Here is a 21,551-nt window from a genome sequence, read left to right as displayed (position 1 = left end):
GTTCCCCCGGGGGCCCTGGCTAGACTGGCAGCGCTTTCTCCAGCACGCCGGGCCTGCTCGCGCTCTGCAGCACAGGCGGGCGCAGCAGGTTCTTTGAAGAGGAATGCCCATGCAACTGGTCTGTCCGGCAGGCAACCTGCCTGCACTCAAGGCCGCGGTGCGCCAAGGCGCCGATGCGGTCTACGTCGGTTTTCGCGATGACACCAATGCCCGGCACTTCGCCGGGCTGAATATGGACGACAAGCAGTTCGACGCCGCCGTCGCCCATATTCGCCAGCACCAGCGCCAGCTCTATGTGGCGGTCAACACCTATCCCCAGCCCCAGGGTTGGGAGCGCTGGCAGCGGGCGGTGGACCGCGCCGCCGACCATGGCGTGGATGCGCTGATCGCCGCCGACCCCGGCGTGCTGGGGTATGCCACCCAGCGCCATCCGCACCTGAGCCTGCACCTGTCGGTGCAGGGCTCGGCGACCAACGCCAGCGCCCTGGCGTTCTACTCCCAGCACTACAACATTCGCCGCGCCGTGCTGCCGCGGGTGCTGTCCCTGGCCCAGGTGCGCCAGGTGGCGGTCAACAGCGCGGTGCCCATCGAGGTGTTCGCCTTCGGCAGCCTGTGCATCATGGCCGAGGGCCGTTGCCACCTGTCTTCCTATATCACCGGCGAGTCGCCGAACCTCTGTGGCGTCTGCTCGCCGGCCAAGGCGGTGCGCTGGAGCGAGGATGCCGAGGGCCTCAGCGCGCGCCTGAGCGAGGTGCTGATCGACCGCTACGGCGCCGACGAACCGGCGGGCTACCCGACCCTGTGCAAGGGCCGCTTCATGGTCGGTGGCAAGCGCTTCCATGCCCTGGAAGAACCCACCAGCCTGGACACCCTCGACCTGCTGCCGGAGCTGGCGGCGATGGGGGTGCAGGCGGTGAAGATCGAAGGGCGCCAACGCAGCCCGGCCTATGTCGAGCAAGTTACCCAGGTCTGGCGCGCGGCGCTGGATGCCCACCGCCTGGCGCCCGAGCGCTTCGCGGTCAAGGACCAGTGGCGGCGGGTGCTGGCCGGTCTTTCCGAAGGCAGCCAGACCACTCTGGGCGCCTATCACCGTTCATGGCAGTGAGGGATATGCAATGAAGCTCAGCCTGGGCCCCGTGCTCTTCTACTGGGACAAGCAACGACTGACCCAATTCTATGGCCAGATGGCCAGCCTGCCGCTGCAGGTGATCTACCTGGGGGAGACGGTGTGCTCCAAGCGCCGGACACTGAACCTGGATCAATGGCTGGGCCTGGGCCGCGAGCTGGCGCAGGCCAGTTCAGCGCAGATCGTGCTGTCGAGCCTGACCCTGATCGAGGCCGCCTCCGAGCTGTCGAGCCTGCGCCGCCTGTGCGACAACGGCCAGTGCCTGGTGGAGGCCAACGATATGGGCGCGGTGCAGTTCCTCGCCGAGCGCCAGCTGCCGTTCGTCGCTGGCCCGGCGCTGAACCTGTACAACGGCCATGCCCTGGCCAAGTTGCAAGACTGCGGGATGATCCGCTGGGTGCCCCCCGTGGAGTGTTCGGCGACGCTGATCCGCGCGGTGCTCGAGCAGTTTGCCGGGCTGGGCCGGACGCTGCCCGAAGTCGAGGTGTTCGCCTATGGCCACCTGCCGCTGGCCTATTCGGCGCGCTGCTTTACCGCCCGGGCGGAAAACCGCCCCAAGGACGATTGCCAGTTCTGCTGCATCAAGCACCCCGACGGCCTGGCCCTGAGCAGCCAGGAGGGCCAGGCGCTGTTCACCCTCAATGGCATCCAGACCCTGTCGGCCGAGGTCAGCAACCTGCTGGCCGACTACCCGGGGCTGGTGGCCTGCGGTGCCGACCTGTTGCGCCTGAGCCCCCGCGCCGAGGGCATGGGCGAGGTGGTCGAGGCCTTCGCCCGGGTCTGCCAGGGCGCCGCGCCGCCGTTGTACGTCGATGGCTGCAACGGCTACTGGCATGGCCAGGCGGGCATGCTGCGGGTAGAGGAGGCGGGGCTGTGCTGAAGCATCAACCTTTGCAGCATCAACCCTGGCTGCTGCAGGGCGCCGAGCGCCTGTTGCCATTGCTGCGCCGGGTGCCGTTCGGCGTGCAGCGCCTGGCCCTGGAACAGACGCTCAAGCGCTGCCTGGCCGAGCCCCTGGCAGACGGCGAGTTCGAGCTGTTGCGCGGACGCTGGCTGTGCCTGCGGATCGTCGACCTGGACTTGACCTGGTACCTGACCCGGCACCGCGACGGCCTGCAGATCGCCCAGCGGGCCAGGGCCGATGTCAGCATCCGCGGCAACTGGCGCGAGTTCCTGTTGCTGGCCAGCCGCCAGGAAGACCCGGACACCCTGTTCTTCCGTCGGCGCCTGGTGATCGAGGGCGATACCGAACTGGGGCTGGCCCTGAAGAACCTGATCGACAGCCTCGACTCCGAGGTACTGCCGGGGTGGTTGTGGCGCGCCCTGGAGCGCGCCGGCAAGGGCCTGGCCAGCGCACCCGGCGCCCAGCCCGGTTAGTCGCCCAGGGGTTTTGCTCGGGGCGCCGGGCAAGGGGCACCGTCAGGCGTTGTGGCGCAAATGCTCCATGGCCCAGACGGCGGCCTCGACCCGCGAGCGCAGGCCCAGCTTGTGCAGCAGGTTCTTCACATGCACCTTGACCGTGCCTTCGGTGATGCCCAGCTTGTGGCCGATGACCTTGTTGCTGTAGCCGCCGGCGATGCTGCGCAGCACCTGGCGTTCGCGCTCGGTGAGCTCGACCTCGTTCTGCCGTGGTGGCGAGCGCAGGGCCTGGGCCATGACCCGGGTCAGCCCCGGGCTGATCACCAGGGCACCGCCCAGGGCATCGCGCAGGTACTGGATCAGCAGTTCCGGCTCCATGTCCTTGAGCAGGTAGCCATCGGCGTCCAGGCGCAGGGCATCGCGAATGTCATCCTCGGCATCGGACACGGTGAACAGCAATACCTTGCCGGCAAACCCGCTGGCGCGCAGGTGGCGCAGGGTCTCGATGCCGTTCATCTGCGGCATGTTGTTGTCCAGCAGGATCAGCTCCGGTTGCAGCGACTGCACCAGCTCCAGGGCCTCGGCGCCATGGTTGGCTTCGCCGACTATGGCGAAATCCTCTTCCAGTTCGAGCATCTGGCGGATGCCGCGACGCATCATCGGGTGGTCGTCCACCAGCAAGATCCGGTGGCACGGGGAGGGGGTCATAGGGGATTACCTTCTGTCAGGCGCCCGAGGAACTCCGGGCGAAACTCCATCTTGACCAGGGTGCCCTGGGGCTCCCGGGAGAAAATCTGTAGCTGGCCGCGCAGGCTGCGGGCCCGCTCGTCCATGATGTTCAAACCGTGGTGCTCGCGCTGGTCGTGGCTGGCGGTGAAGCCCCGGCCATCGTCCTCGATCGACAGGCACAGCAGCTCGCCGTGCTGGCGCAACTGCAGCCAGGCGTTTTCCGCGTGGGCATGGCGCAGGCAGTTGGACAGCGCTTCGCGGGTGATCTGCAGGAGATGGATCTGCTCGCTGGCCGAGAGCTCGAAGGCCAGGCTGTCGATGTGCAAGTGCACCTGGAATTCGCCGCGGCGGGAGAACTCGCCGGCGGTGTCCTTGAGTTCCTGCACCAGCCCGGCGTCGTGGATGCGCAGGCGAAAGGTGGTGAGCAGTTCGCGCAACTGGCGGTAGGCGGTGTTCAGCCCTTCGCGCAGTTCGCTGGTGACGTTCTCCAGGGTCGCCACCGGCTCGCCGCGGCGCATCAGGGTCTGCATGCGGCTGACCTGCAGCTTCATGTAGGACAAGGCCTGGGCCAGGGAATCGTGCAGTTCCCGGGCGATGATCGCGCGCTCTTCCAGCAGCACCAGGCGGTGATCCTGCTCGCGCTGGCGCTTGAGCTGCAGGGCAGTGCCAATCAGGTTGGCCAGGGCCTGGATCAGTTCGATTTCCCAGGGCTGGGGCTTGAGGCCATTGCTGAAATGCGCCTTGAGCTCGCCGAAGCTGCCGCCCTGGTTGCTGATGTCGAAGGCCAGGCTGTCACTGCGCTGCTGGCAACCGGCGCAATCGCTGCTGGCGCAGATTTGCCGGCTGTCACTGCCATGCAACGCTAGCCGTTGCTGGGCCGGGGCCTGGCCTTGCAGGCACAGCGACAGGCTCAGGCCCGGCAGGCGTTCCTGGAAGCGCCGGATCAGTTCGTCCAGGCCCTCGGCGTTGGCCTGGCGCGTGGCCAGGCTGCGGCTGCTCTGGTACAGCAGCTGCAGGGCGGCATTGGCCTGCTGCAGGTGCAGGGTCTTCTGCCGCACCTGGATTTCCAGGGTGCGGTGGGACTGTTCGATGGTTTCCGCCATGGCATTGAAGCTGGTGGCCAGCTGGCCCAGTTCGTCCTCGGACTGGTGGTTGACCCGGGCCTGGAAGTCGCCGCAGCGAAAGCGCTGGGTGGCGTCCACCAGTTCCTTGAGGGGGCTGATCACGTTGGCTTGCAGCTCATACAAACCGAACAGCAGGATGATCATGGTGGTGAACAGGGCGATGCCCTGGATCAACTGCTGCCAGCCCTGTTTGCGCTCGTTTTCGTGCTGCAACAGGCTGACGAACTGGTTGAGCCGCTCGACGAAGGCCGGGGTGCTGGCCTGGAACGCCAAGGCGTCGCCGCGCTGCAGGGCCGGTTGCAGGATGAGCCGCCAATCGTCCTGCAACTGCCGGTAGCTGCTCTGCAACTGCGGGTTGTTGCCGTCTTCCAGCACGGCCTTGAGCGCCTGGCTGCCGAGGCGTTGCTGCAAGCTCTGGCTGATGCCCTCGAGCTCGGCGGCGTCGGCCCCGGCGGCCAGCTTCCAGCTCAGGTGGTAGGTCTCCATGCGCACTGAGCCGGCGGTATTGATCGCCGCGGCGTCGCCCTGGCTGAACCAGGCGATCAGCCCGGCGCTGAGGGAACTGGCCAGGGCCAGTACGCTGATCAGGATCACCGCCACGCCGGCGCGCGCCGGCAGCGAACTGCGCAGCCAGGCGATCATCGACGGCCGCCGCAGGCGAGAAGGAAAGAGGGGGGCATGCAGCGCTCCGGGATGGCTATAAGTCGTTTCGCAGCCGTTCCCTGGCGCTCTACCTCTAAAGAGTTGGTTCTTGCCGATTGCCGCGCAGGGTGCGTGGGGAAACCGGCAAGGCCCTTGTAAACAAGGACTTCAGAGGTTGTTCGGCGCTACCTCCTTGGAGGTAGGCGGCGCAAGCATAGACATTTCGGCACCTGGGCTTCTTTGATCGGAGTCAATTTTTCCTGGGGTTTGCCTCCCTAGTCTGCGGCCATGGATCAATGGCTGGAGACTTGAAGATGACTCAACCGCGAATACGCCAGGGCCTGGTGCTGGGCATGAGCACACTGGCCTTCACCGTCTGCTTTATGGTCTGGATGATGTTTGCCGTGCTCGGCGTGCCGATCAAGGAGCTGTTGCAACTCAACGAAACCCAGTTTGGCCTGCTGACCGCCACCCCGGTGCTCACCGGCTCCCTGGTACGCCTGCCACTGGGCATGCTCGCCGACCGCTTCGGCGGGCGCAGCGTGTTCTTCCTGCTGATGCTGGCCTGCGTGCTGCCGCTGTACCTGGTCAGCCACGCCACCGCCTATTGGCAGTTCCTGGTGCTGGGGTTGTTCGTGGGCCTGGCCGGGGGCTCGTTCTCGGTGGGCATCGCCTATGTCGCCAAGTGGTTCGACCAGGACAACCAGGGCCTGGCCATGGGCATCTTCGGCGCCGGCAACGCCGGTTCTGCGCTCACCAAGTTCCTCGCCCCGGCGCTGATTGCCGCCGGCAGCTGGCAACTGGTGCCCAAGGTGTTCAGCGCCATCCTGTTTATCACCGCGCTGCTGTTCTGGTTCTTCAGCGCCGACAACAAGGCCCATCGCCAAGTGTCGTCGGTCGGCCTGGGCGAGCAGCTCAAGGCCCTGGCCGAACCCGCCGTGTGGCGCTACTGCCAGTACTACTCGATCGTTTTCGGCGGCTACGTGGCCCTGGCCTTGTGGATGACCAAGTACTACGTGCAGGAGTACGGCTTCAACCTGCAGAGCGCTGCGCTGCTGGCCGCCTGTTTCTCCCTGCCGGGCGGGGTGCTGCGCGCCGTCGGTGGCTGGATGGCCGACCGCTGGGGCGCCCAGAGCGTGACCTGGTGGGTGCTGTGGGTCAGCTGGATCTGCCTGTTCCTGCTGTCGTACCCGCAAACCCAGTTGCAGGTGCAGACCGTCAACGGCCCCTTGGACTTGCACATCGGCCTGAGCCCGGCGCTGTTCACCGTGCTGCTGTTCGTCATGGGCATCGCCTTCGCCTTCGGCAAGGCCTCGGTGTTCAAGTACATCGCCAACGACTACCCACAGAACATGGGCGCGGTATCGGGCATCGTCGGCCTGGCCGGGGGCCTGGGCGGCTTCGTCCTGCCGATCCTGTTCGGCGCCCTGGTGGACCTCACCGGCGTGCGCTCTTCCTGCTTCATGTTGATGTACGGCGTGGTCTGGGTGTCGCTGATCTGGATGTACCTCAGCGAGATCCGCCAGCGCCCGCTGCTGGGCAAGCAGCCATCCGCCGTCCAGGCACCGTTTTCGAGCATTTCCCAAGGAGAAGAACATGTCGGTTCTTAATACCCCCGGCCGTGGCCCGGTGATTCATGACTGGCGCCCGGAGGACCCGTCCTTCTGGGGCCAGAGCGGCAAGCGCACGGCCACCCGCAACCTGTGGATCTCGATTCCCGCGCTGTTGCTGGCCTTTGCCGTATGGATGGTGTGGAGCACGGTGATCGTGCGCCTGAATGCCATCGGCTTCACGTTCAGCACCGACCAGCTGTTCTGGCTGGCGGCCTTGCCGGGGCTCTCGGGCGCGGCGTTGCGGGTGTTCTACTCGTTCATGGTGCCGATCTTCGGTGGTCGGCGCTGGACCGCCCTGAGCACCGCCTCGCTGTTGGCGCCGTCGCTGTGGATGGGCTTTGCCGTGCAAGACCCGGCCACGCCCTACAGCGTGTTCGTGCTGATTGCCCTGCTGTGCGGTTTTGGCGGTGGCAACTTCGCCTCCAGCATGTCCAACATCAGTTTCTTCTACCCTAAGTCGCAGCAGGGCACCGCCCTGGGCCTGAACGCCGGCCTGGGCAACCTCGGCGTGTCGGTGATGCAGTTCTGCGTGCCGCTGGTGATCACCTTCGGCCTGTTCGGGGTGCTGGGCGGTGAGCCCCAGGTGCTGGCCGACGGTGGCCGCTTGTGGCTGCAGAATGCCGGGTTCATCTGGGTGCCGTTCATTCTCCTGGTAACCCTGGCGGCCTGGTTCGGGATGAACGACCTGTCCAGCGCCCGGGCCTCGTTCCGCGAGCAGGCAGTGATTTTCAAGCGCAAGCACAACTGGCTGATGTGCTGGCTGTACCTGGCCACCTTCGGCTCGTTCATCGGCTTCTCGGCAGCCTTTCCACTGTTGATCAAGACCGCCTTTCCCCAGGTCAATGCCTTGACCTTCGCCTTTCTCGGCCCGCTGGTGGGGGCCCTGGTGCGGCCGCTGGGGGGCTGGCTGGCAGACAAGCTGGGTGGCGCGCGGGTGACCCTGTGGAACTTCGTGCTGATGATCCTGATGGTCTTCGGCGTGCTGGCGTTCATTCCCGAGCCTGGCCAGGGCGGCAATTTCTACGGCTTCCTCGGCCTGTTCATGCTGCTGTTCATCACCACCGGCATTGGCAACGGTTCGACCTTTCGCATGATCCCGGTGATTTTCCGCACCCTCCATGAACGGGCCGCCAGCGGCCAGGGCAGCGCCGCCCGGGAGCAGGCACTGAAGGACGCCGGCAAGGAGTCGGCGGCGGTGCTGGGCTTCAGCTCGGCCATGGGGGCCTTCGGCGCCTTCTTCATTCCCAAGACCTTCGGCACCTCGATGACCCTGACCGGCAGCCCGGCCCTGGCCTTCTACATGTTCGTGGTGTTCTACCTGAGCTGCATCGTCGTGACCTGGTGGTGGTACGCCCGCAAGGGCGCCGAGACCCCTTGCTGACACGCCCCCGAATTCAACCTTTGCCGAGTCGGGGCGCAGAACCCCACGGCACGCCCGAGAGGACAGCATCATGAGTCATCTGCTGGATCAACTGCGGTTTTTCAACCGCAAGCAAGGCGAGTTTTCCGCCGGTCACGGGGAAACGCGCAAGGAATCCCGCGACTGGGAGAACCTCTACCGTTCGCGCTGGCAGTACGACAAGATCGTGCGTTCCACCCATGGGGTGAACTGCACCGGTTCGTGCTCCTGGAAGATCTACGTGAAAAACGGCCTGATCACCTGGGAAACCCAGCAGACCGACTACCCGCGCACCCGCACCGACCTGCCCAACCACGAGCCCCGCGGTTGCCCTCGGGGCGCCAGCTACAGCTGGTACATCTACAGCGCCAACCGCCTGAAGTACCCCAAGGTGCGCAAGGCGCTGCTCAAGCTGTGGCGCGAGGCGCGCCAGAGCCTGGCGCCGGTGGAGGCCTGGGCCAGCATCGTCGAGGACCGGGCCAAGGCCGAGTCCTACAAGAGCAAGCGCGGCATGGGCGGTTTCATCCGTTCCAGCTGGGAGGAGGTGACCCAGATCATCGCCGCGGCCAACGTCTATACGGTGAAGCAGTACGGCCCCGACCGGGTGGTGGGTTTCTCGCCGATTCCCGCCATGTCGATGATCAGCTACGCCGCCGGCGCCCGTTACCTGTCGCTGATCGGCGGCACCTGCCTGAGCTTCTATGACTGGTACTGCGACCTGCCGCCGGCCTCGCCGATGGTCTGGGGCGAGCAGACCGACGTGCCGGAATCGGCCGACTGGTACAACTCCAACTACATCATCGCCTGGGGTTCCAACGTTCCGCAGACCCGCACCCCCGATGCGCATTTCTTCACCGAGGTGCGCTACAAGGGCACCAAGACCGTGGCCATCACCCCCGACTATTCGGAGGTGGCCAAGCTCACCGATCTGTGGCTCAACCCCAAGCAGGGCACCGACGCGGCCCTGGCCCAGGCGTTCAACCATGTGATCTTCAAGGAATTCCACCTGGAGCGGCCGAGCGCCTATTTCACCGAATACGCCAAGCGCTACACCGACCTGCCGGTGCTGGTGCTGCTCAAGCCCATGCTCGGCACCGCGCCGGGCGCCGGCTACCAGCCGGATCGCTTCCTGCGCGCCTCGGACCTTGCCGACAACCTGGGCCAGGACAACAACCCCGAGTGGAAGACCATCGCCCAGGACGCCGATGGCCAGCTGGTATCGCCCCAGGGTTCGATCGGCTATCGCTGGGGCGAGCAGGGCAAGTGGAACATCCTGCCTCGCGAAGGCGGCGCCGGGCGCGAGATCGACCTGAGCCTGAGCCTGATCGGTGGCGATGTCGCCGAAGTGGCCTTCCCCTATTTTGCCGGGGCCGGCCATGAACACTTCCAGCATGTGGCCGGCGCTGCCGTGCAGTTTCGCCGGGTGCCAGTGCGCAGACTGACCCTGGCCGACGGCAGCCAGGTCAAGGTGGCCACGGTGTTCGACCTGTCGGCGGCCAACCTGGCCATCGACCGTGGCCTGGGCGGCGCCAACGTGGCCCGTGACTACGACGACGCCAGCGTGCCCGGCACCCCGGCCTGGCAGGAGCAGATCACCGGCGTCAGCCGCGAGAAGGCGATCCAGATCGCCCGGGAGTTCGCCGACAACGCCGACAAGACCCGTGGGCGCTCGATGATCATCCTCGGCGCGGCGCTCAACCACTGGTACCACATGGACATGAGCTACCGCGGGCTGATCAACATGCTCATGCTCTGCGGCTGCATCGGCCAGAGCGGCGGCGGCTGGGCCCATTACGTGGGCCAGGAGAAGCTGCGCCCGCAATGCGGCTGGCTGCCGCTGGCCTTTGGCCTGGACTGGAGCCGGCCACCCCGGCAGATGAACGGCACCAGCTTCTTCTATGCCCACAGCTCCCAGTGGCGCCACGAGAAGATGAACATGCACGACGTGCTGTCGCCCCTGGCCGACAAGAGCCAGTTCCCCGAGCACGCCCTGGACTACAACATCCGCGCCGAACGCGCCGGCTGGTTGCCCAGCTCGCCGCAGTTCAGCGTCAACCCGCTGCACCTGTGCCGCGACGCCGCGGCGGCCGGCATGGCGCCCAAGGACTATGTGGTCAAGGGCTGGCAAGACGGCAGCCTGCGCTTTGCCTGCGAACAGCCGGACAACCCGGCCAACTTCCCGCGCAACATGTTCATCTGGCGTTCCAACCTGCTGGGCTCTTCCGGCAAGGGCCACGAGTACATGCTCAAGTACCTGCTGGGCACCCGCAACGGCGTGATGAACGAGGACATCGGCCACTCCGGCGAGTGCAAGCCCGGGGAAGCCGAATGGGTCGAGCAGGGGCCGGTGGGCAAGCTGGACCTGGTCACCACCCTGGATTTCCGCATGTCCTCCACCTGCGTCTATTCCGACATCGTCCTGCCGACCGCTACCTGGTACGAGAAGGACGATATGAACACCTCGGACATGCACCCCTTCATCCACCCGTTGTCGGCGGCCATCGACCCGGCCTGGGAGTCGCGCAGCGATTGGGAGATCTACAAGAGCATCGCCAAGGCCTTCTCGGAAATGAGCGAGGGGCACCTGGGGGTGGAGCAAGACCTGGTCAGCGTGCCGCTGCTGCATGACAGCGTTGGCGAACTGGCCCAGCCGTTCGGCGGCAGCGACTGGAAAACCGCCGGGGTGGCGCCGCAGCCAGGCAAGAACGCGCCGAACCTGCAAGTGGTGGAGCGCAACTACCCGAACATCTACAAGCAGTTCACTTCCCTGGGCCCATTGCTGGAAAAGCTCGGCAACGGCGGCAAGGGCATCAACTGGAACACCGAAGAGGAAGTGCAACTGCTGGGCGAGCTGAACCATTGCGAGCAGGACGCGGGCATCAGCCAGGGCCGGCCGAAGATCGACACGGCCATCGACGCCGCCGAAGTGGTGCTGTCCCTGGCTCCGGAAACCAACGGCCGGGTGGCGCTCAAGGCCTGGGAGGCGCTGTCGCGCTTCACCGGCATCGACCACAGCCACCTGGCGCAATCCAAGGCCCATGAAGCGATCCGCTTTCGCGACATCCAGGCCCAGCCGCGCAAGATCATTTCCAGCCCGACCTGGTCGGGGCTGGAAGACGACCATGTCAGCTACAACGCCGGCTACACCAACGTCCACGAGAACATCCCGTGGCGCACCATCACCGGGCGCCAGCAGTTCTACCAGGACCACCCGTGGATGCAGGCCTTCGGCGAGCAGCTGATGAACTACCGGCCACCGGTGGACACCCGGACCATCGAGGCGGTGAAGGGCAAGCGCGCCAACGGTAATACGGAAATCGTCCTCAACTGGATCACCCCGCACCAGAAATGGGGCATCCACAGCACCTACAGCGACAACCTGCTGATGCTCACCCTGAGTCGCGGCGGGCCGATTGTCTGGCTCTCGGAAATCGACGCCAAGCGTGCCGGGATCGAGGACAACGACTGGATCGAATGCTTCAACGCCAACGGTGCGGCGACCGCCCGGGCGGTGGTCAGCCAGCGGGTCAAGGAGGGCATGGTGATGATGTACCACGCCCAGGAACGGATAGTGAACGTGCCCGGTTCCGAGACCACCGGCACCCGTGGCGGCCACCACAACTCGGTGACCCGGGTGGTGCTCAAGCCCACCCATATGATCGGCGGCTATGCCCAGCAGGCCTACGGTTTCAACTATTACGGCACGGTCGGTTGCAACCGCGACGAGTTCGTCGTGGTGCGCAAGATGGCCGAGGTCGACTGGCTCGACGGCTCCCGTGGCGACGAACTGCCACGGCCGTTGCCCAGCGAGATGGAATAAGGAGTGCAGTGATGAAGATCCGTTCGCAAATCGGCATGGTCCTCAACCTGGACAAATGCATCGGCTGCCACACCTGCTCGGTCACCTGCAAGAACGTCTGGACCAGCCGCGAGGGCATGGAGTACGCCTGGTTCAACAACGTCGAGACCAAGCCCGGGATCGGCTACCCCAAGGAGTGGGAGAACCAGGAAAAATGGAAGGGCGGCTGGGTGCGCAATGCCAATGGCTCGATCAACCCGCGCATCGGCGGCAAGTTCCGGGTGCTGGCGAATATCTTCGCCAACCCCGAGCTGCCCGGCCTGGACGACTACTACGAGCCGTTCGACTTCGACTACCAGCACCTGCACACCGCTCCCTCGGGCGCGCACCAGCCCACCGCGCGGCCGCGCTCGCTGGTGTCGGGCAAGCGCATGGAGAAGATCGAGTGGGGGCCAAACTGGGAGGAGATCCTCGGCAGCGAGTTCGCCAAGCGGCGCAAGGACCAGAACTTCGAGCAGATCCAGGCGGACATCTACGGCGAGTACGAAAACACCTTCATGATGTACCTGCCGCGCCTGTGCGAGCACTGCCTGAACCCGGCGTGCGCGGCGTCCTGCCCGAGCGGGGCGATCTACAAGCGCGAGGAGGACGGGATCGTCCTGATCGACCAGGAAAAATGCCGCGGCTGGCGCATGTGCATCAGCGGCTGCCCGTACAAGAAGATCTATTTCAACTGGAAGAGCGGCAAGTCCGAGAAGTGCATCTTCTGCTACCCGCGGATCGAGGCCGGCATGCCCACCGTCTGCGCCGAGACCTGTGTCGGGCGTATCCGTTACCTCGGCGTGCTGCTGTACGACGCCGACCGCATCAGCGAAGTGGCCAGCACCGCCAATGAGCAGGACCTGTACCAGAAGCAGCTGGAGATCTTCCTCGACCCCCATGACCCGGCGGTGATCCGCCAGGCCCTGGCTGATGGCGTGGCGCAATCGGTGATCGATGCCGCGCAGCGTTCGCCGGTCTACAAGATGGCCGTGGACTGGCAGCTGGCGCTGCCCCTGCACCCGGAATACCGCACCTTGCCGATGGTCTGGTACGTGCCGCCGCTGTCGCCGATCCAGAACGCCGCGGCGGCGGGCACCCTGGGCATGAATGGGGTGATTCCGGATGTCGACAGCCTGCGCATTCCGCTGCGCTACCTGGCCAACCTGCTGACTGCCGGCGATGAGCAACCGGTTCGGCGCGCGCTCAAGCGCCTGCTGGCGATGCGTGCCTACAAGCGCTCGGAGCAGGTGGAGGGCAACCCGGATTTGCAGGTGCTGGCCGATGTCGGCCTCAGCGTGGCCCAGGTGGAGGAGATGTACCGCTACCTGGCCATCGCCAACTACGAGGACCGCTATGTGGTGCCCAGCGCCCACCGCGAGGAGGCCATGAGCGATGCCTTTGCCGAGCGCTCGGGCTGCGGCTTCAGCTTCGGCAGCGGTTGCAGCGGCAGTTCCGACACCAACCTGTTCGGCGCGAAAAAGGCCAACCGCCGCGACATCATCAAGACCGTACAGCTGTGGGAGGACTGAGCATGCGCATTCTCAAGGTGATTTCACTGTTGCTCGACTACCCGACCCAGGAACTGGTGGACGGCCGCGACGAACTGGAACAGGCGATCATCCAGGCCCGGGAAATCAGCCCGCGCCAGCGTGGCGCCCTGTTCGAGCTGCTGGAACTGATCAGCAACGACGACCTGATGGACCGCCAGGAGCACTACGGGGCGCTGTTCGGCCGCGGTCGCTCGCTGTCGCTGCTGCTGTTCGAGCATGTGCATGGCGAGTCTCGCGATCGTGGCCAGGCCATGGTCGACCTGCTGGCCCAGTACCAGGCGGCGGGCTTCGCCCTCGGCGTCAAGGAGCTGCCGGACTACATCCCGCTGTACCTGGAATACCTCTCGACCCGCGACGACCTGGAGGCCCGCGAGGGCCTGGCCGATGTCGCCCATCTGCTGGCGCTGCTGGCCGCCCGCCTGGCGGAGCGCGAAAGCCTCTATGCCGGCTGCTTCCGCGCGCTGTTGCAGATCGCCGGCGCCGAGCCGCACCAGGCCGTGGCCGACCTGCGCGAGCAGGTGGCGGCGGAGCACCGCGACGACTCCCTGGAGGCCCTGGACAAGATCTGGGAGGAAGAGGCGGTGGACTTTCTTCAGGCCGAACAGCAGGAGCGTTGCGCCGGGCAAGCCAGCGCCCAGGGTAAGCCCCGGGAGGAAAGCCCGGTGCCGCTGCACTGGGTGGATTTTCAGGATCAAGGGCCGGCGCGCACGCCGGCCGGGGAGGTGGACAATGTCTAAGTGGAATCTGTTGCTGTTCGGGGTGTACCCCTATGTGGCCCTGGCGATCTGCCTGGTGGGCAGTTGGGCGCGATTCGACCTGTCGCAGTACAGCTGGAAGGCCGGCTCCAGCCAGATGCTCTCCAGCCGTGGCATGCGCCTGGCGAGCAACCTGTTTCATATCGGCGTGCTGTTCGTCCTGGCCGGGCATTTCGTTGGCCTGCTGACCCCGGCCGCGATCTATCACCAGGTGATCAGCACCGAGCACAAGCAACTGCTGGCCATGGTGTCCGGCGGCTTCTTCGGCCTGCTGTGCCTGCTGGGCCTGGTGTTGCTGATCAAGCGCCGCCTGAGCGACCCGCGGGTGCGCGCCACTTCCAGCCCCTCGGACATCATGATCCTGCTGGTGCTGCTGGCCCAACTGCTGCTGGGCTTGCTGACCATAGTCGCCTCCACCGCGCATATGGACGGCTCGGTGATGGTTCGGCTGGCCGACTGGGCGCAGTACTGCGTGCTGCTGCGGCCCATGGACGCGGCGGCGGCGATCGCCCCGGTGAGCCTGGTGTACAAGCTGCATGTGCTGCTGGGCCTGACCCTGTTCGTGCTGTTCCCCTTCACCCGCCTGGTGCACATCGTCAGCGCGCCGGTGTGGTACCTGGGGCGGCGTTATCAAATCGTGCGGCAGAAAGGTTGAGGAGGTGAGCATGAGCGGTGGATGCGGATGTGGTGGCAAGGGTGGTGGCGGCGGCGGGTGTTCCTCGTCCGCGGTGCACCAGCATCAGGACCAGGCGTCGGAATTGGCGGTGGAGATAGCGCCGCAACTGATTGCCAGCAGCGAGCAGGAATGGCCTGTGGTGAGTGTCAATGGCATGCCGATCGAGCCCCAGGCCATGGCCCAGGAGCTGCAGTACCACCCGGCCGCCGATCGGCAGGAGGCGCTGTTCATGGCCACCCGGGCCCTGGTGATTCGCGAGCTGTTGCAACAACGGATCGCCGAGCTGGGGTTGCAGGCGCAACTGGGGGCCGGGGAAAACCAGGAGGAGGCGGCCACCCGCCTGCTGCTCGAACATGAGGTGCAGGTGCCCGAGTGCGACGAGGCCAGCTGCCTGCGTTACTACACCAGCAACCGTGGGCGCTTCCACAGCGCGCCGTTGCTGGCGGTGCGGCACATCCTGCTGGAGTGCGCCCCGGATGACGCCGAGGGGCGCAGCCAGGCCCTGACCCAGGGGCAGATCCTCTGCGAGCGCCTGGCGCAATTCCCCCAGCAGTTCGCCGAACTGGCGCGCAAGTACTCGGCCTGCCCGTCTCGCGAGCAGGGCGGGGAGCTGGGGCAGATCAGCAAGGGCCAGACCGTGCCCGAGCTGGAGCGCCAGTTGTTCACCCTGGCTCCGGGGCTGGCGCCCAAACCGCTGGAAAGCCGCTATGGCTGGCATGTGCTGCAGGTCGACCAGCGCATCGAGGGCCAGCCCTTGCCGTACGAGGCGGTGGCCACATCGATTCGCACCCAGCTGCAGCAGGGGGTGTGGCAGAAGGCGGTGGTGCAGTACCTGCAAACCCTGGTTGGCGCTGCGGATATCCGTGGCATCCGCCTGCAGGGTGCCGATTCGCCGCTGGTGCAGTAGGAGCAAGAACATGGGCAACCTGATGCAGGACGGCTTCGGGCGGCAGATCGATTATTTGCGCCTGTCGGTGACCGATCGCTGCGATTTCCGCTGTGTCTACTGCATGGCCAGCGATATGACATTCCTGCCGCGCCAGCAGGTGCTGACCCTGGAGGAGTTGCTGCGCCTGGCGAGGCTGTTCGTTGGCCAGGGCGTACGCAAGATTCGCCTCACCGGCGGCGAGCCGCTGGTGCGCCCGGGCATTGTCGGGCTGTGCCGGCAGATCGCCGCCTTGCCCGGGCTGCGGGAACTGGTGATGACCACCAACGGTTCGCAGTTGCAGCGCCTGGCCCGGCCCCTGGCCGATGCTGGGGTGCGGCGCTTGAACATCAGCCTGGACAGCCTCGATCCCCAGCGCTTTCGCGCGATCACCCGCAACGGCGACCTGCCGCAGGTGCTGCGGGGCATCGAGGCGGCGCGCCAGGCGGGGTTCGCCGGGATCAAGCTCAATTGCGTGGTGATGCAGGGGCGCAACTTCGACGAGGTGCCGGCGTTGCTGCAGTACGCCATCGACCAGGGCATCGATATCACCTTTATCGAGGAAATGCCCCTGGGGGAGGTGGGGCGCTCGCGGGGCGAGTCGTTCTGCTCCAGCGACCAGGTACGTGAAGTGATCGCCAGCCGCCATGCCTTGCTCGACAGTGCCGAGCACAGCGGCGGACCGGCACGCTACATGCGCCTGGCGGCGCATCCGCAGACCCGCATTGGTTTCATTTCACCCAACAGCCACAACTTCTGCGCCAGCTGCAACCGCCTGCGGCTGACCGTGGAAGGGCGCTTGCTGCTGTGCCTGGGCCAGGAGGACTCGGTGGACCTGCGCGGCCTGCTGCGGCGCTATCCGCTGGACGACGAGCCGTTGCTGGTGGCCTTGCAGCAAGCGTTGCGGCGCAAACCCCTGCGCCATGACTTCGACCCGGCGGGCCAGGTGCAGATCCTGCGGTTCATGAACCTGAGTGGCGGTTGAGCGCTGGCCGCTGGCTTGCGCAAACCTTGATATCAGTCAATTTTATCTCCGGCGTTTATCCGTAGCCTGTACTGCATATTGTGTTTTTATTGTTTTAAACATCTATATGTAGTGTTCGGAGGATGAATGCACAGCACCTTGATCGAAGTGGGGCACAACCGGCTGCACAAGCGCGATGGCAGCCAGGTGGCCTTTGATGCGGACAAGATCCGCCAGGCGCTGATCGCCGCGGGCAAGGCCACCGGCGAGTACGCCGAAGCCGAGAGCGAGGGCTTGCTGGCGGCGGTGCTGGCCCACCTGGAAGGCTGCCCGCAACTGCATGTGGAGCAGATCCAGGACCGGGTCGAACGGGTGCTGATGGATGCCGGGCACTTTCTGTCGCTGCGGGCCTATATCGTCTACCGCGAACAGCACGGGCGCCTGCGGCGTGACCGCAAGACCCTGGTGCAGGTGGCGGCGTCGATGAACGAATACCTCGATCGCCAGGACTGGCGGGTACAGGCCAATGCCAACCAGGGCTATTCCCTGGGGGGGCTGGTGCTCAATGTGTCCGGCAAGGTGACGGCCAACTACTGGCTTGACGAGGTCTACAGCGAAGCCATCGGCCGTGCCCATCGCGAGGCCGACCTGCATATCCACGACCTGGACATGCTCGCCGGCTACTGTGCCGGTTGGTCCCTGCGCACGCTGCTGCACGAGGGCCTCAATGGCGTGCCGGGGCGGGTCGAGGCCGGCCCGCCGAAGCACCTGGGCAGCGCCCTGGGGCAGATGGTCAACTTCCTCGGCACCCTGCAGAACGAATGGGCCGGGGCCCAGGCCTTCAGTTCCTTCGACACGTACCTGGCGCCCTATGTGCGCAAGGACCGCCTGGGTTTCGACGAGGTACGCCAGGCCATCCAGGAGTTCATCTACAACCTCAATGTGCCGTCGCGCTGGGGCACCCAGACGCCGTTCACCAACCTGACCTTCGACTGGGTATGCCCGCAGGACCTGCGCGAGCAGATCCCGGTGATCGGCGGCGAGGAAATGCCCTTCGCCTATGGCGAGCTGCAAGCGGAGATGGACCTGATCAACCGCGCCTATATCGAGGTGATGCAGGCCGGCGACGCCAAGGGCCGGGTGTTCACCTTCCCGATCCCCACCTACAACATCACCCATGATTTTCCCTGGGACAGCGACAACGCCGAGCGCCTGTTCCAGATGACCGCCCGCTATGGCCTGCCGTACTTCCAGAACTTCCTCAATTCGGACATGCAGCCCAACCAGGTGCGCTCCATGTGCTGCCGCCTGCAACTGGACGTGCGCGAGCTGCTCAAGCGCGGTGGCGGCCTGTTCGGCTCGGCGGAGCAGACCGGTTCCCTGGGGGTGGTGACCATCAACTGCACGCGCCTGGGCTACCGCTACAAGGGCAACGTGGGCGGCCTGCTGCAGCGCCTGGACGCGCTGATGGAGCTGGCGATGGAAAGCCTGGAGGTCAAGCGCAAGGTGATCCAGCACCATATGGACGCCGGCCTGTACCCCTACACCAAGCGTTACCTGGGCACTCTGCGCAATCATTTCTCGACCATCGGGGTCAACGGCCTGCACGAGATGCTGCGCAACTTCAGCGATGACCAGATGGGCCTGCACACCGCCGAGGGCCGGCGTTTCGCCCTCAACCTGCTGGACCATGTGCGGGCCACCCTGGTGCGTTTCCAGGAAGATACCGGGCACCTGTACAACCTCGAGGCCACGCCGGCGGAAGGCACCACCTACCGTTTCGCCAAGGAAGACCGCAAGCGCTTTCCCGGCATTCTCCAGGCCGGCTGCAACGAGGCGCCGTACTACACCAACTCCTCCCAGCTGCCGGTGGGTTATACCGATGACCCCTTCGAGGCCCTGGAGCTTCAGGACGAGCTGCAGTGCAAGTACACCGGCGGCACCGTGCTGCACCTGTACATGGCCGAGCGCATTTCCTCGGCCCAGGCCTGCAAGCAGCTGGTCCGCCGCGCCCTGGAACGCTTCCGCCTGCCGTACCTGACCGTGACCCCGACCTTCTCCATCTGCCCGGTGCACGGCTACCTGGATGGCGAGCATGAATTCTGCCCGAAATGCGACGAGGCCCTGTTGCAGGCCCAGCAGCAGGGCAGCCTGCACTGATCCTGTTTCCCTAAACCAAGGAGTTTTCCCATGACTGCACACGCCAATTTGCCCATTGCCCAACGCCAGCGCTGCGAGGTCTGGACCCGCGTGATGGGCTATCACCGCCCGGTCGCGGCATTCAACCCCGGTAAACAGTCCGAGCATCGCGAGCGCCTGCACTTCAACGAGCGCGTGGCCACGGCCGGGCATTCGTGAGCCGAGCCCTGCGGGTCGGGGGCCTGGTGCCCCTGACCACCCTCGACTACCCGGGACGGCTGGCCTGCGTGCTGTTCTGCCAGGGCTGCGCCTGGCGCTGCCGCTACTGCCACAACCCGCAGCTGATTGCGCCGCGGGGGGCCGGTGAGCGCTCCTGGGACGAAATCCTGGCGTTTCTCCAGCGGCGCCAGGGGCTGCTGGAAGCGGTGGTGTTCAGCGGCGGCGAACCGACCCTGCAGGAGAGCCTGCCGGCGGCCATGGCCCAGGTGCGGCAGATGGGCTTCAAGGTGGGCCTGCACTCCGCCGGGATCAAGCCCGAGGCCCTGGCCCGCGCCTTGCCCCAGGCCGATTGGGTGGGTTTCGACGTCAAGTCCCTGGCCGAGGATTGCCAGGCCATCACCGGGGTGCGGGGCAGCGGCGCGGCCAACTGGCGCAGCCTGGAATACCTGCTGGCCAGCGGTGTCGAGCATGAATGCCGGACCACGGTGCACTGGCACCTGATCGACCTGCCACGGCTGATGACCCTGGGCCGGCGCTTGCAGGCCCAGGGCGTACGGCGTTTCGTGGTGCAGCTGGTGCGCACTACGCAGATGCTCGATGCCGATTTACCGCTGGCCATGCCCCAGGCTGCGCTGGGGGAATTGTGGGCTGGCCTGGGGGCGTTGTTTGCCGATTTCGAGTTGCGCAGCTAGCCGGTGCTGAAGCGCTCGACCAGGGCGCAACCAGGCTTCAGGCCAGGGCCTGCAGGGATTCCGGGAGAATCTGCCCGCCATCGATGATCAGGCTCTGCCCGGTGATATAGCCGGCTTCGCGGGAGGCGAAGAACAGCGCGGCGCTGGCGATGTCCTCGACGCTGCCCAGGCGCCGCAGCGGCACCGAAGCGGCCATACTGGCGACGTATTCCTGGCCCATGCCCTGCAGGCCTTCGGTGAGGATATTGCCCGGCAGCACGGCGTTGATGGTGATGCCATCACGCGCCAGTTCGATGGCTGCGGTGCGCATGAAGCCCAGTTGCGCGGCCTTGCTGGCGCCGTAGTGGGCCCAGCCGGGAAAGCCGGTGACGGGACCGGTGATCGACGAGGTGAGGATCACCCGGCCGTATTCGGCCTGGCGCAGGTAGGGCAGGGCCGCCTGCACGCAGAGGAAGCTGCCCTTGGCGTTGGTAGCCAGTACCGCGTCCCAGTCGGCTTCGCTCATCTGTTCCAGGCTGGCTGAGGGAAATACCCCGGCATTGCAGCACAGCACGTCCAGGCCACCCTGGGCACCGGCAACGTCGGCCAGCAGTTGTCGCACCGCGGCGCCCTGGGCCACGTCGGCAACAAAGCCTTGGACCTGCAAGCCTTCATCGCGCATGCGCCGGGCCACGGCCTCGACCTTGTCGGCATGGCGCGCAGTGATGGCCACCTGGGCGCCCTGGCGGGCAAAGCCATAGGCGATACCCAGGCCGATACCGCTGGTGGCGCCGGTGACCAGAACGCTTTTGCCTTTAAGTGATGTGAGCATGGTTAAGTCCTTTTAGTGGGGGGGAAGGCCATCTGCGGCCGAGTATCCAGGGTTTTTGGGGGCCTTGCGGCGAGCTCCTACAACGGACAGGTAAGCCGCGCATCCTCGCGTAGGAGCCGGCTTGCCGGCGAAGAGGCCCTCGAGCCTTGCGCCGATCTTGGGGGTTGCGGATTGGCGTTTACCCTTTGTCCCGAGACTCCGGGGCCTTGTTGTCGGCTTGTTCTTCAAGCATCACCAGGGCGCCGACGATCAGCGCCTGCATGCCCTGCATCAGCTCGAGCTCCATCTCTTCTTCCTCCGCCGCGCGATCGGCCTCCAGCAGCGGCTCGCGGCCGGTCACCGAATACACGGTGTCGGCCACGGCGATGCCATGGAAGGCCACGGTGGCCAGCAGCCAGCGCGCCTGGTCCTTGGGGATGCCATAGGCCTGGGCGATATGGCTCTGGTGTTCGTCGATCTTGGCCAGCATCGGCTGGGTCGCCGCCAGGCGGCGGATGACGTAGGGCGTGAGCCCCGGATGGGCTTTGACGAACACCCGCACCGAGGTGGCGAACAGGGTCATGTATTCACGCAAGCCGTCACGCGGGTCGGCCTCGGCCCGGGGAATCTGCCAGCGGCTGAAAATTTCCTCGGCCACCAGGCTTTTCAGCGCCTCCAGGCTCGCCACGTGCTTGTACAGCGCCATATGGCTGACCCCCAGCGCGGCGGCGAGGCCAACGAAGGTGATGTTCGGCAAGCCGATCTCGATACCGGCATCGACGATGCGTTCCCGGGTGATGGTGCGAGGGCGCCCGCGGGTGGCGGGCTTGGCTGGCGATTGCATGACTGTTCCTTGAGCGGTGGTGACAGCCTTTTAGCTGTCTTGTCAGCATTTCGCAAATTAGTTTATAGTCATGCAACTAATTATGGTTCTTATTTGCAAAGACCTTCGGCGGGGCGGCGTCATGCACCTGCAACGGCTGCGCAGAAGGATCCATTCCGGCACCG

At 65.8% G+C, this 21,551-nt stretch carries 16 protein-coding genes and 1 pseudogene; 13 read left to right on the top strand and 4 right to left on the bottom strand.

Annotation, left to right across the window (positions count from 1 at the left end; all coding sequences use genetic code 11):
- Positions 1 to 109 precede the first annotated feature (109 nt).
- The 3 genes from ubiU to ubiT are packed head-to-tail and all read left to right on the top strand — an operon-like array spanning position 110 to position 2,503.
- Entirely contained in the window at positions 110 to 1,105 is a 996-nt protein-coding gene (gene ubiU / locus J4P02_RS02235; protein ID WP_426187333.1) for a ubiquinone anaerobic biosynthesis protein UbiU, read from the top strand.
- Between the two features lie 10 nt (positions 1,106 to 1,115).
- Positions 1,116 to 2,006, top strand: a complete 891-nt coding sequence (locus J4P02_RS02230; RefSeq protein WP_426187331.1) for a U32 family peptidase — start codon at positions 1,116 to 1,118, stop codon at positions 2,004 to 2,006.
- Positions 2,003 to 2,503: a ubiquinone anaerobic biosynthesis accessory factor UbiT gene (gene ubiT / locus J4P02_RS02225; protein WP_426187709.1), complete on the top strand. Its 501-nt coding sequence runs from the start codon at positions 2,003 to 2,005 to the stop codon at positions 2,501 to 2,503. Before J4P02_RS02230 ends, ubiT begins: the two co-directional genes overlap by 4 nt.
- A gap of 42 nt (positions 2,504 to 2,545) precedes the next feature.
- Here ubiT and narL read toward each other — a convergent pair whose 3' ends face one another.
- Together narL and J4P02_RS02215 are read right to left on the bottom strand one after the other, a co-directional pair.
- Positions 2,546 to 3,193, bottom strand: coding sequence for a two-component system response regulator NarL (gene narL / locus J4P02_RS02220; protein ID WP_426187329.1), 648 nt, complete (start codon positions 3,191 to 3,193; stop codon positions 2,546 to 2,548).
- A complete protein-coding gene (locus J4P02_RS02215; RefSeq protein WP_426187327.1) occupies positions 3,190 to 4,980 on the bottom strand; it encodes a HAMP domain-containing protein in 1,791 nt (596 codons plus the stop codon). Before J4P02_RS02215 ends, narL begins: the two co-directional genes overlap by 4 nt.
- Positions 4,981 to 5,294: 314 nt before the next feature.
- Here J4P02_RS02215 and J4P02_RS02210 point away from each other — a divergent pair, with 314 nt between their 5' ends.
- From J4P02_RS02210 to J4P02_RS02165, 10 genes and pseudogenes are all read left to right on the top strand, one after another.
- Positions 5,295 to 6,590 (top strand): MFS transporter, encoded by a 1,296-nt coding sequence (locus J4P02_RS02210; protein ID WP_426187325.1) that lies wholly within the window; start codon positions 5,295 to 5,297, stop codon positions 6,588 to 6,590.
- Positions 6,577 to 7,974 (top strand): NarK family nitrate/nitrite MFS transporter, encoded by a 1,398-nt coding sequence (locus J4P02_RS02205; protein WP_426187323.1) that lies wholly within the window; start codon positions 6,577 to 6,579, stop codon positions 7,972 to 7,974. The genes J4P02_RS02210 and J4P02_RS02205 overlap by 14 nt, the downstream gene beginning before the upstream one ends.
- A gap of 70 nt (positions 7,975 to 8,044) precedes the next feature.
- Positions 8,045 to 11,812 (top strand): nitrate reductase subunit alpha, encoded by a 3,768-nt coding sequence (locus tag J4P02_RS02200; RefSeq protein WP_426187321.1) that lies wholly within the window; start codon positions 8,045 to 8,047, stop codon positions 11,810 to 11,812.
- Positions 11,813 to 11,823: 11 nt separating this feature from the next.
- The gene (narH, locus tag J4P02_RS02195; protein ID WP_426187319.1) at positions 11,824 to 13,362 is read left to right on the top strand and encodes a nitrate reductase subunit beta; all 1,539 of its coding nucleotides are present in this window, start codon (positions 11,824 to 11,826) and stop codon (positions 13,360 to 13,362) included.
- Positions 13,363 to 13,364: 2 nt separating this feature from the next.
- On the top strand, positions 13,365 to 14,120 hold the full coding sequence (gene narJ, locus J4P02_RS02190; RefSeq protein WP_426187317.1) for a nitrate reductase molybdenum cofactor assembly chaperone: 756 nt from the start codon (positions 13,365 to 13,367) through the stop codon (positions 14,118 to 14,120).
- Positions 14,113 to 14,793, top strand: a complete 681-nt coding sequence (gene narI, locus J4P02_RS02185; RefSeq protein ID WP_426187315.1) for a respiratory nitrate reductase subunit gamma — start codon at positions 14,113 to 14,115, stop codon at positions 14,791 to 14,793. The genes narJ and narI overlap by 8 nt, the downstream gene beginning before the upstream one ends.
- A gap of 10 nt (positions 14,794 to 14,803) precedes the next feature.
- Positions 14,804 to 15,721 carry a peptidylprolyl isomerase gene (locus J4P02_RS02180; protein WP_426187313.1) on the top strand — a complete coding sequence of 306 codons (918 nt, stop codon included), beginning with the start codon at positions 14,804 to 14,806 and terminating at the stop codon, positions 15,719 to 15,721.
- A 10-nt stretch (positions 15,722 to 15,731) separates the two neighbouring features.
- Positions 15,732 to 16,724, top strand: a complete 993-nt coding sequence (moaA, locus tag J4P02_RS02175; RefSeq protein WP_426187311.1) for a GTP 3',8-cyclase MoaA — start codon at positions 15,732 to 15,734, stop codon at positions 16,722 to 16,724.
- Positions 16,725 to 16,850: 126 nt separating this feature from the next.
- Positions 16,851 to 19,061: pseudogene (locus J4P02_RS02170) on the top strand (ribonucleoside triphosphate reductase).
- On the top strand, positions 19,058 to 19,753 hold the full coding sequence (locus J4P02_RS02165; RefSeq protein WP_426187309.1) for an anaerobic ribonucleoside-triphosphate reductase activating protein: 696 nt from the start codon (positions 19,058 to 19,060) through the stop codon (positions 19,751 to 19,753). The pseudogene J4P02_RS02170 and the gene J4P02_RS02165 overlap by 4 nt, the downstream one beginning before the upstream one ends.
- 37 nt (positions 19,754 to 19,790) lie before the next feature.
- Here the strand turns inward: J4P02_RS02165 and fabG are convergent, their stop codons facing one another.
- Positions 19,791 to 20,564: a 3-oxoacyl-ACP reductase FabG gene (fabG, locus tag J4P02_RS02160; RefSeq protein ID WP_426187307.1), complete on the bottom strand. Its 774-nt coding sequence runs from the start codon at positions 20,562 to 20,564 to the stop codon at positions 19,791 to 19,793.
- Between the two features lie 178 nt (positions 20,565 to 20,742).
- A complete protein-coding gene (locus J4P02_RS02155; RefSeq protein WP_426187305.1) occupies positions 20,743 to 21,387 on the bottom strand; it encodes a TetR/AcrR family transcriptional regulator in 645 nt (214 codons plus the stop codon).
- Positions 21,388 to 21,551 lie beyond the last annotated feature (164 nt).

This window comes from Pseudomonas sp. NFXW11 (genome assembly GCF_049887815.1).
In the GTDB taxonomy this organism is placed as follows: Bacteria; Pseudomonadota; Gammaproteobacteria; order Pseudomonadales; family Pseudomonadaceae; genus Aquipseudomonas.
This window is presented reverse-complemented; position numbering and strand designations above follow the sequence as displayed.

Bases quoted from the DNA above. Each gene is read 5' to 3' on its own strand.
- ubiU (WP_426187333.1), top strand. From the start codon at position 110: ATGCAACTGGTCTGTCCGGCAGGCAACCTGCCTGCACTCAAGGCCGCG.
- J4P02_RS02230 (WP_426187331.1), top strand. From the start codon at position 1,116: ATGAAGCTCAGCCTGGGCCCCGTGCTCTTCTACTGGGACAAGCAACGA.
- narL (WP_426187329.1), bottom strand. From the start codon at position 3,193: ATGACCCCCTCCCCGTGCCACCGGATCTTGCTGGTGGACGACCACCCG.
- J4P02_RS02215 (WP_426187327.1), bottom strand. From the start codon at position 4,980: ATGATCGCCTGGCTGCGCAGTTCGCTGCCGGCGCGCGCCGGCGTGGCG.
- J4P02_RS02210 (WP_426187325.1), top strand. From the start codon at position 5,295: ATGACTCAACCGCGAATACGCCAGGGCCTGGTGCTGGGCATGAGCACA.
- J4P02_RS02205 (WP_426187323.1), top strand. From the start codon at position 6,577: ATGTCGGTTCTTAATACCCCCGGCCGTGGCCCGGTGATTCATGACTGG.
- J4P02_RS02200 (WP_426187321.1), top strand. From the start codon at position 8,045: ATGAGTCATCTGCTGGATCAACTGCGGTTTTTCAACCGCAAGCAAGGC.
- narH (WP_426187319.1), top strand. From the start codon at position 11,824: ATGAAGATCCGTTCGCAAATCGGCATGGTCCTCAACCTGGACAAATGC.
- narJ (WP_426187317.1), top strand. From the start codon at position 13,365: ATGCGCATTCTCAAGGTGATTTCACTGTTGCTCGACTACCCGACCCAG.
- narI (WP_426187315.1), top strand. From the start codon at position 14,113: ATGTCTAAGTGGAATCTGTTGCTGTTCGGGGTGTACCCCTATGTGGCC.
- J4P02_RS02180 (WP_426187313.1), top strand. From the start codon at position 14,804: ATGAGCGGTGGATGCGGATGTGGTGGCAAGGGTGGTGGCGGCGGCGGG.
- moaA (WP_426187311.1), top strand. From the start codon at position 15,732: ATGGGCAACCTGATGCAGGACGGCTTCGGGCGGCAGATCGATTATTTG.
- fabG (WP_426187307.1), bottom strand. From the start codon at position 20,564: ATGCTCACATCACTTAAAGGCAAAAGCGTTCTGGTCACCGGCGCCACC.
- J4P02_RS02155 (WP_426187305.1), bottom strand. From the start codon at position 21,387: ATGCAATCGCCAGCCAAGCCCGCCACCCGCGGGCGCCCTCGCACCATC.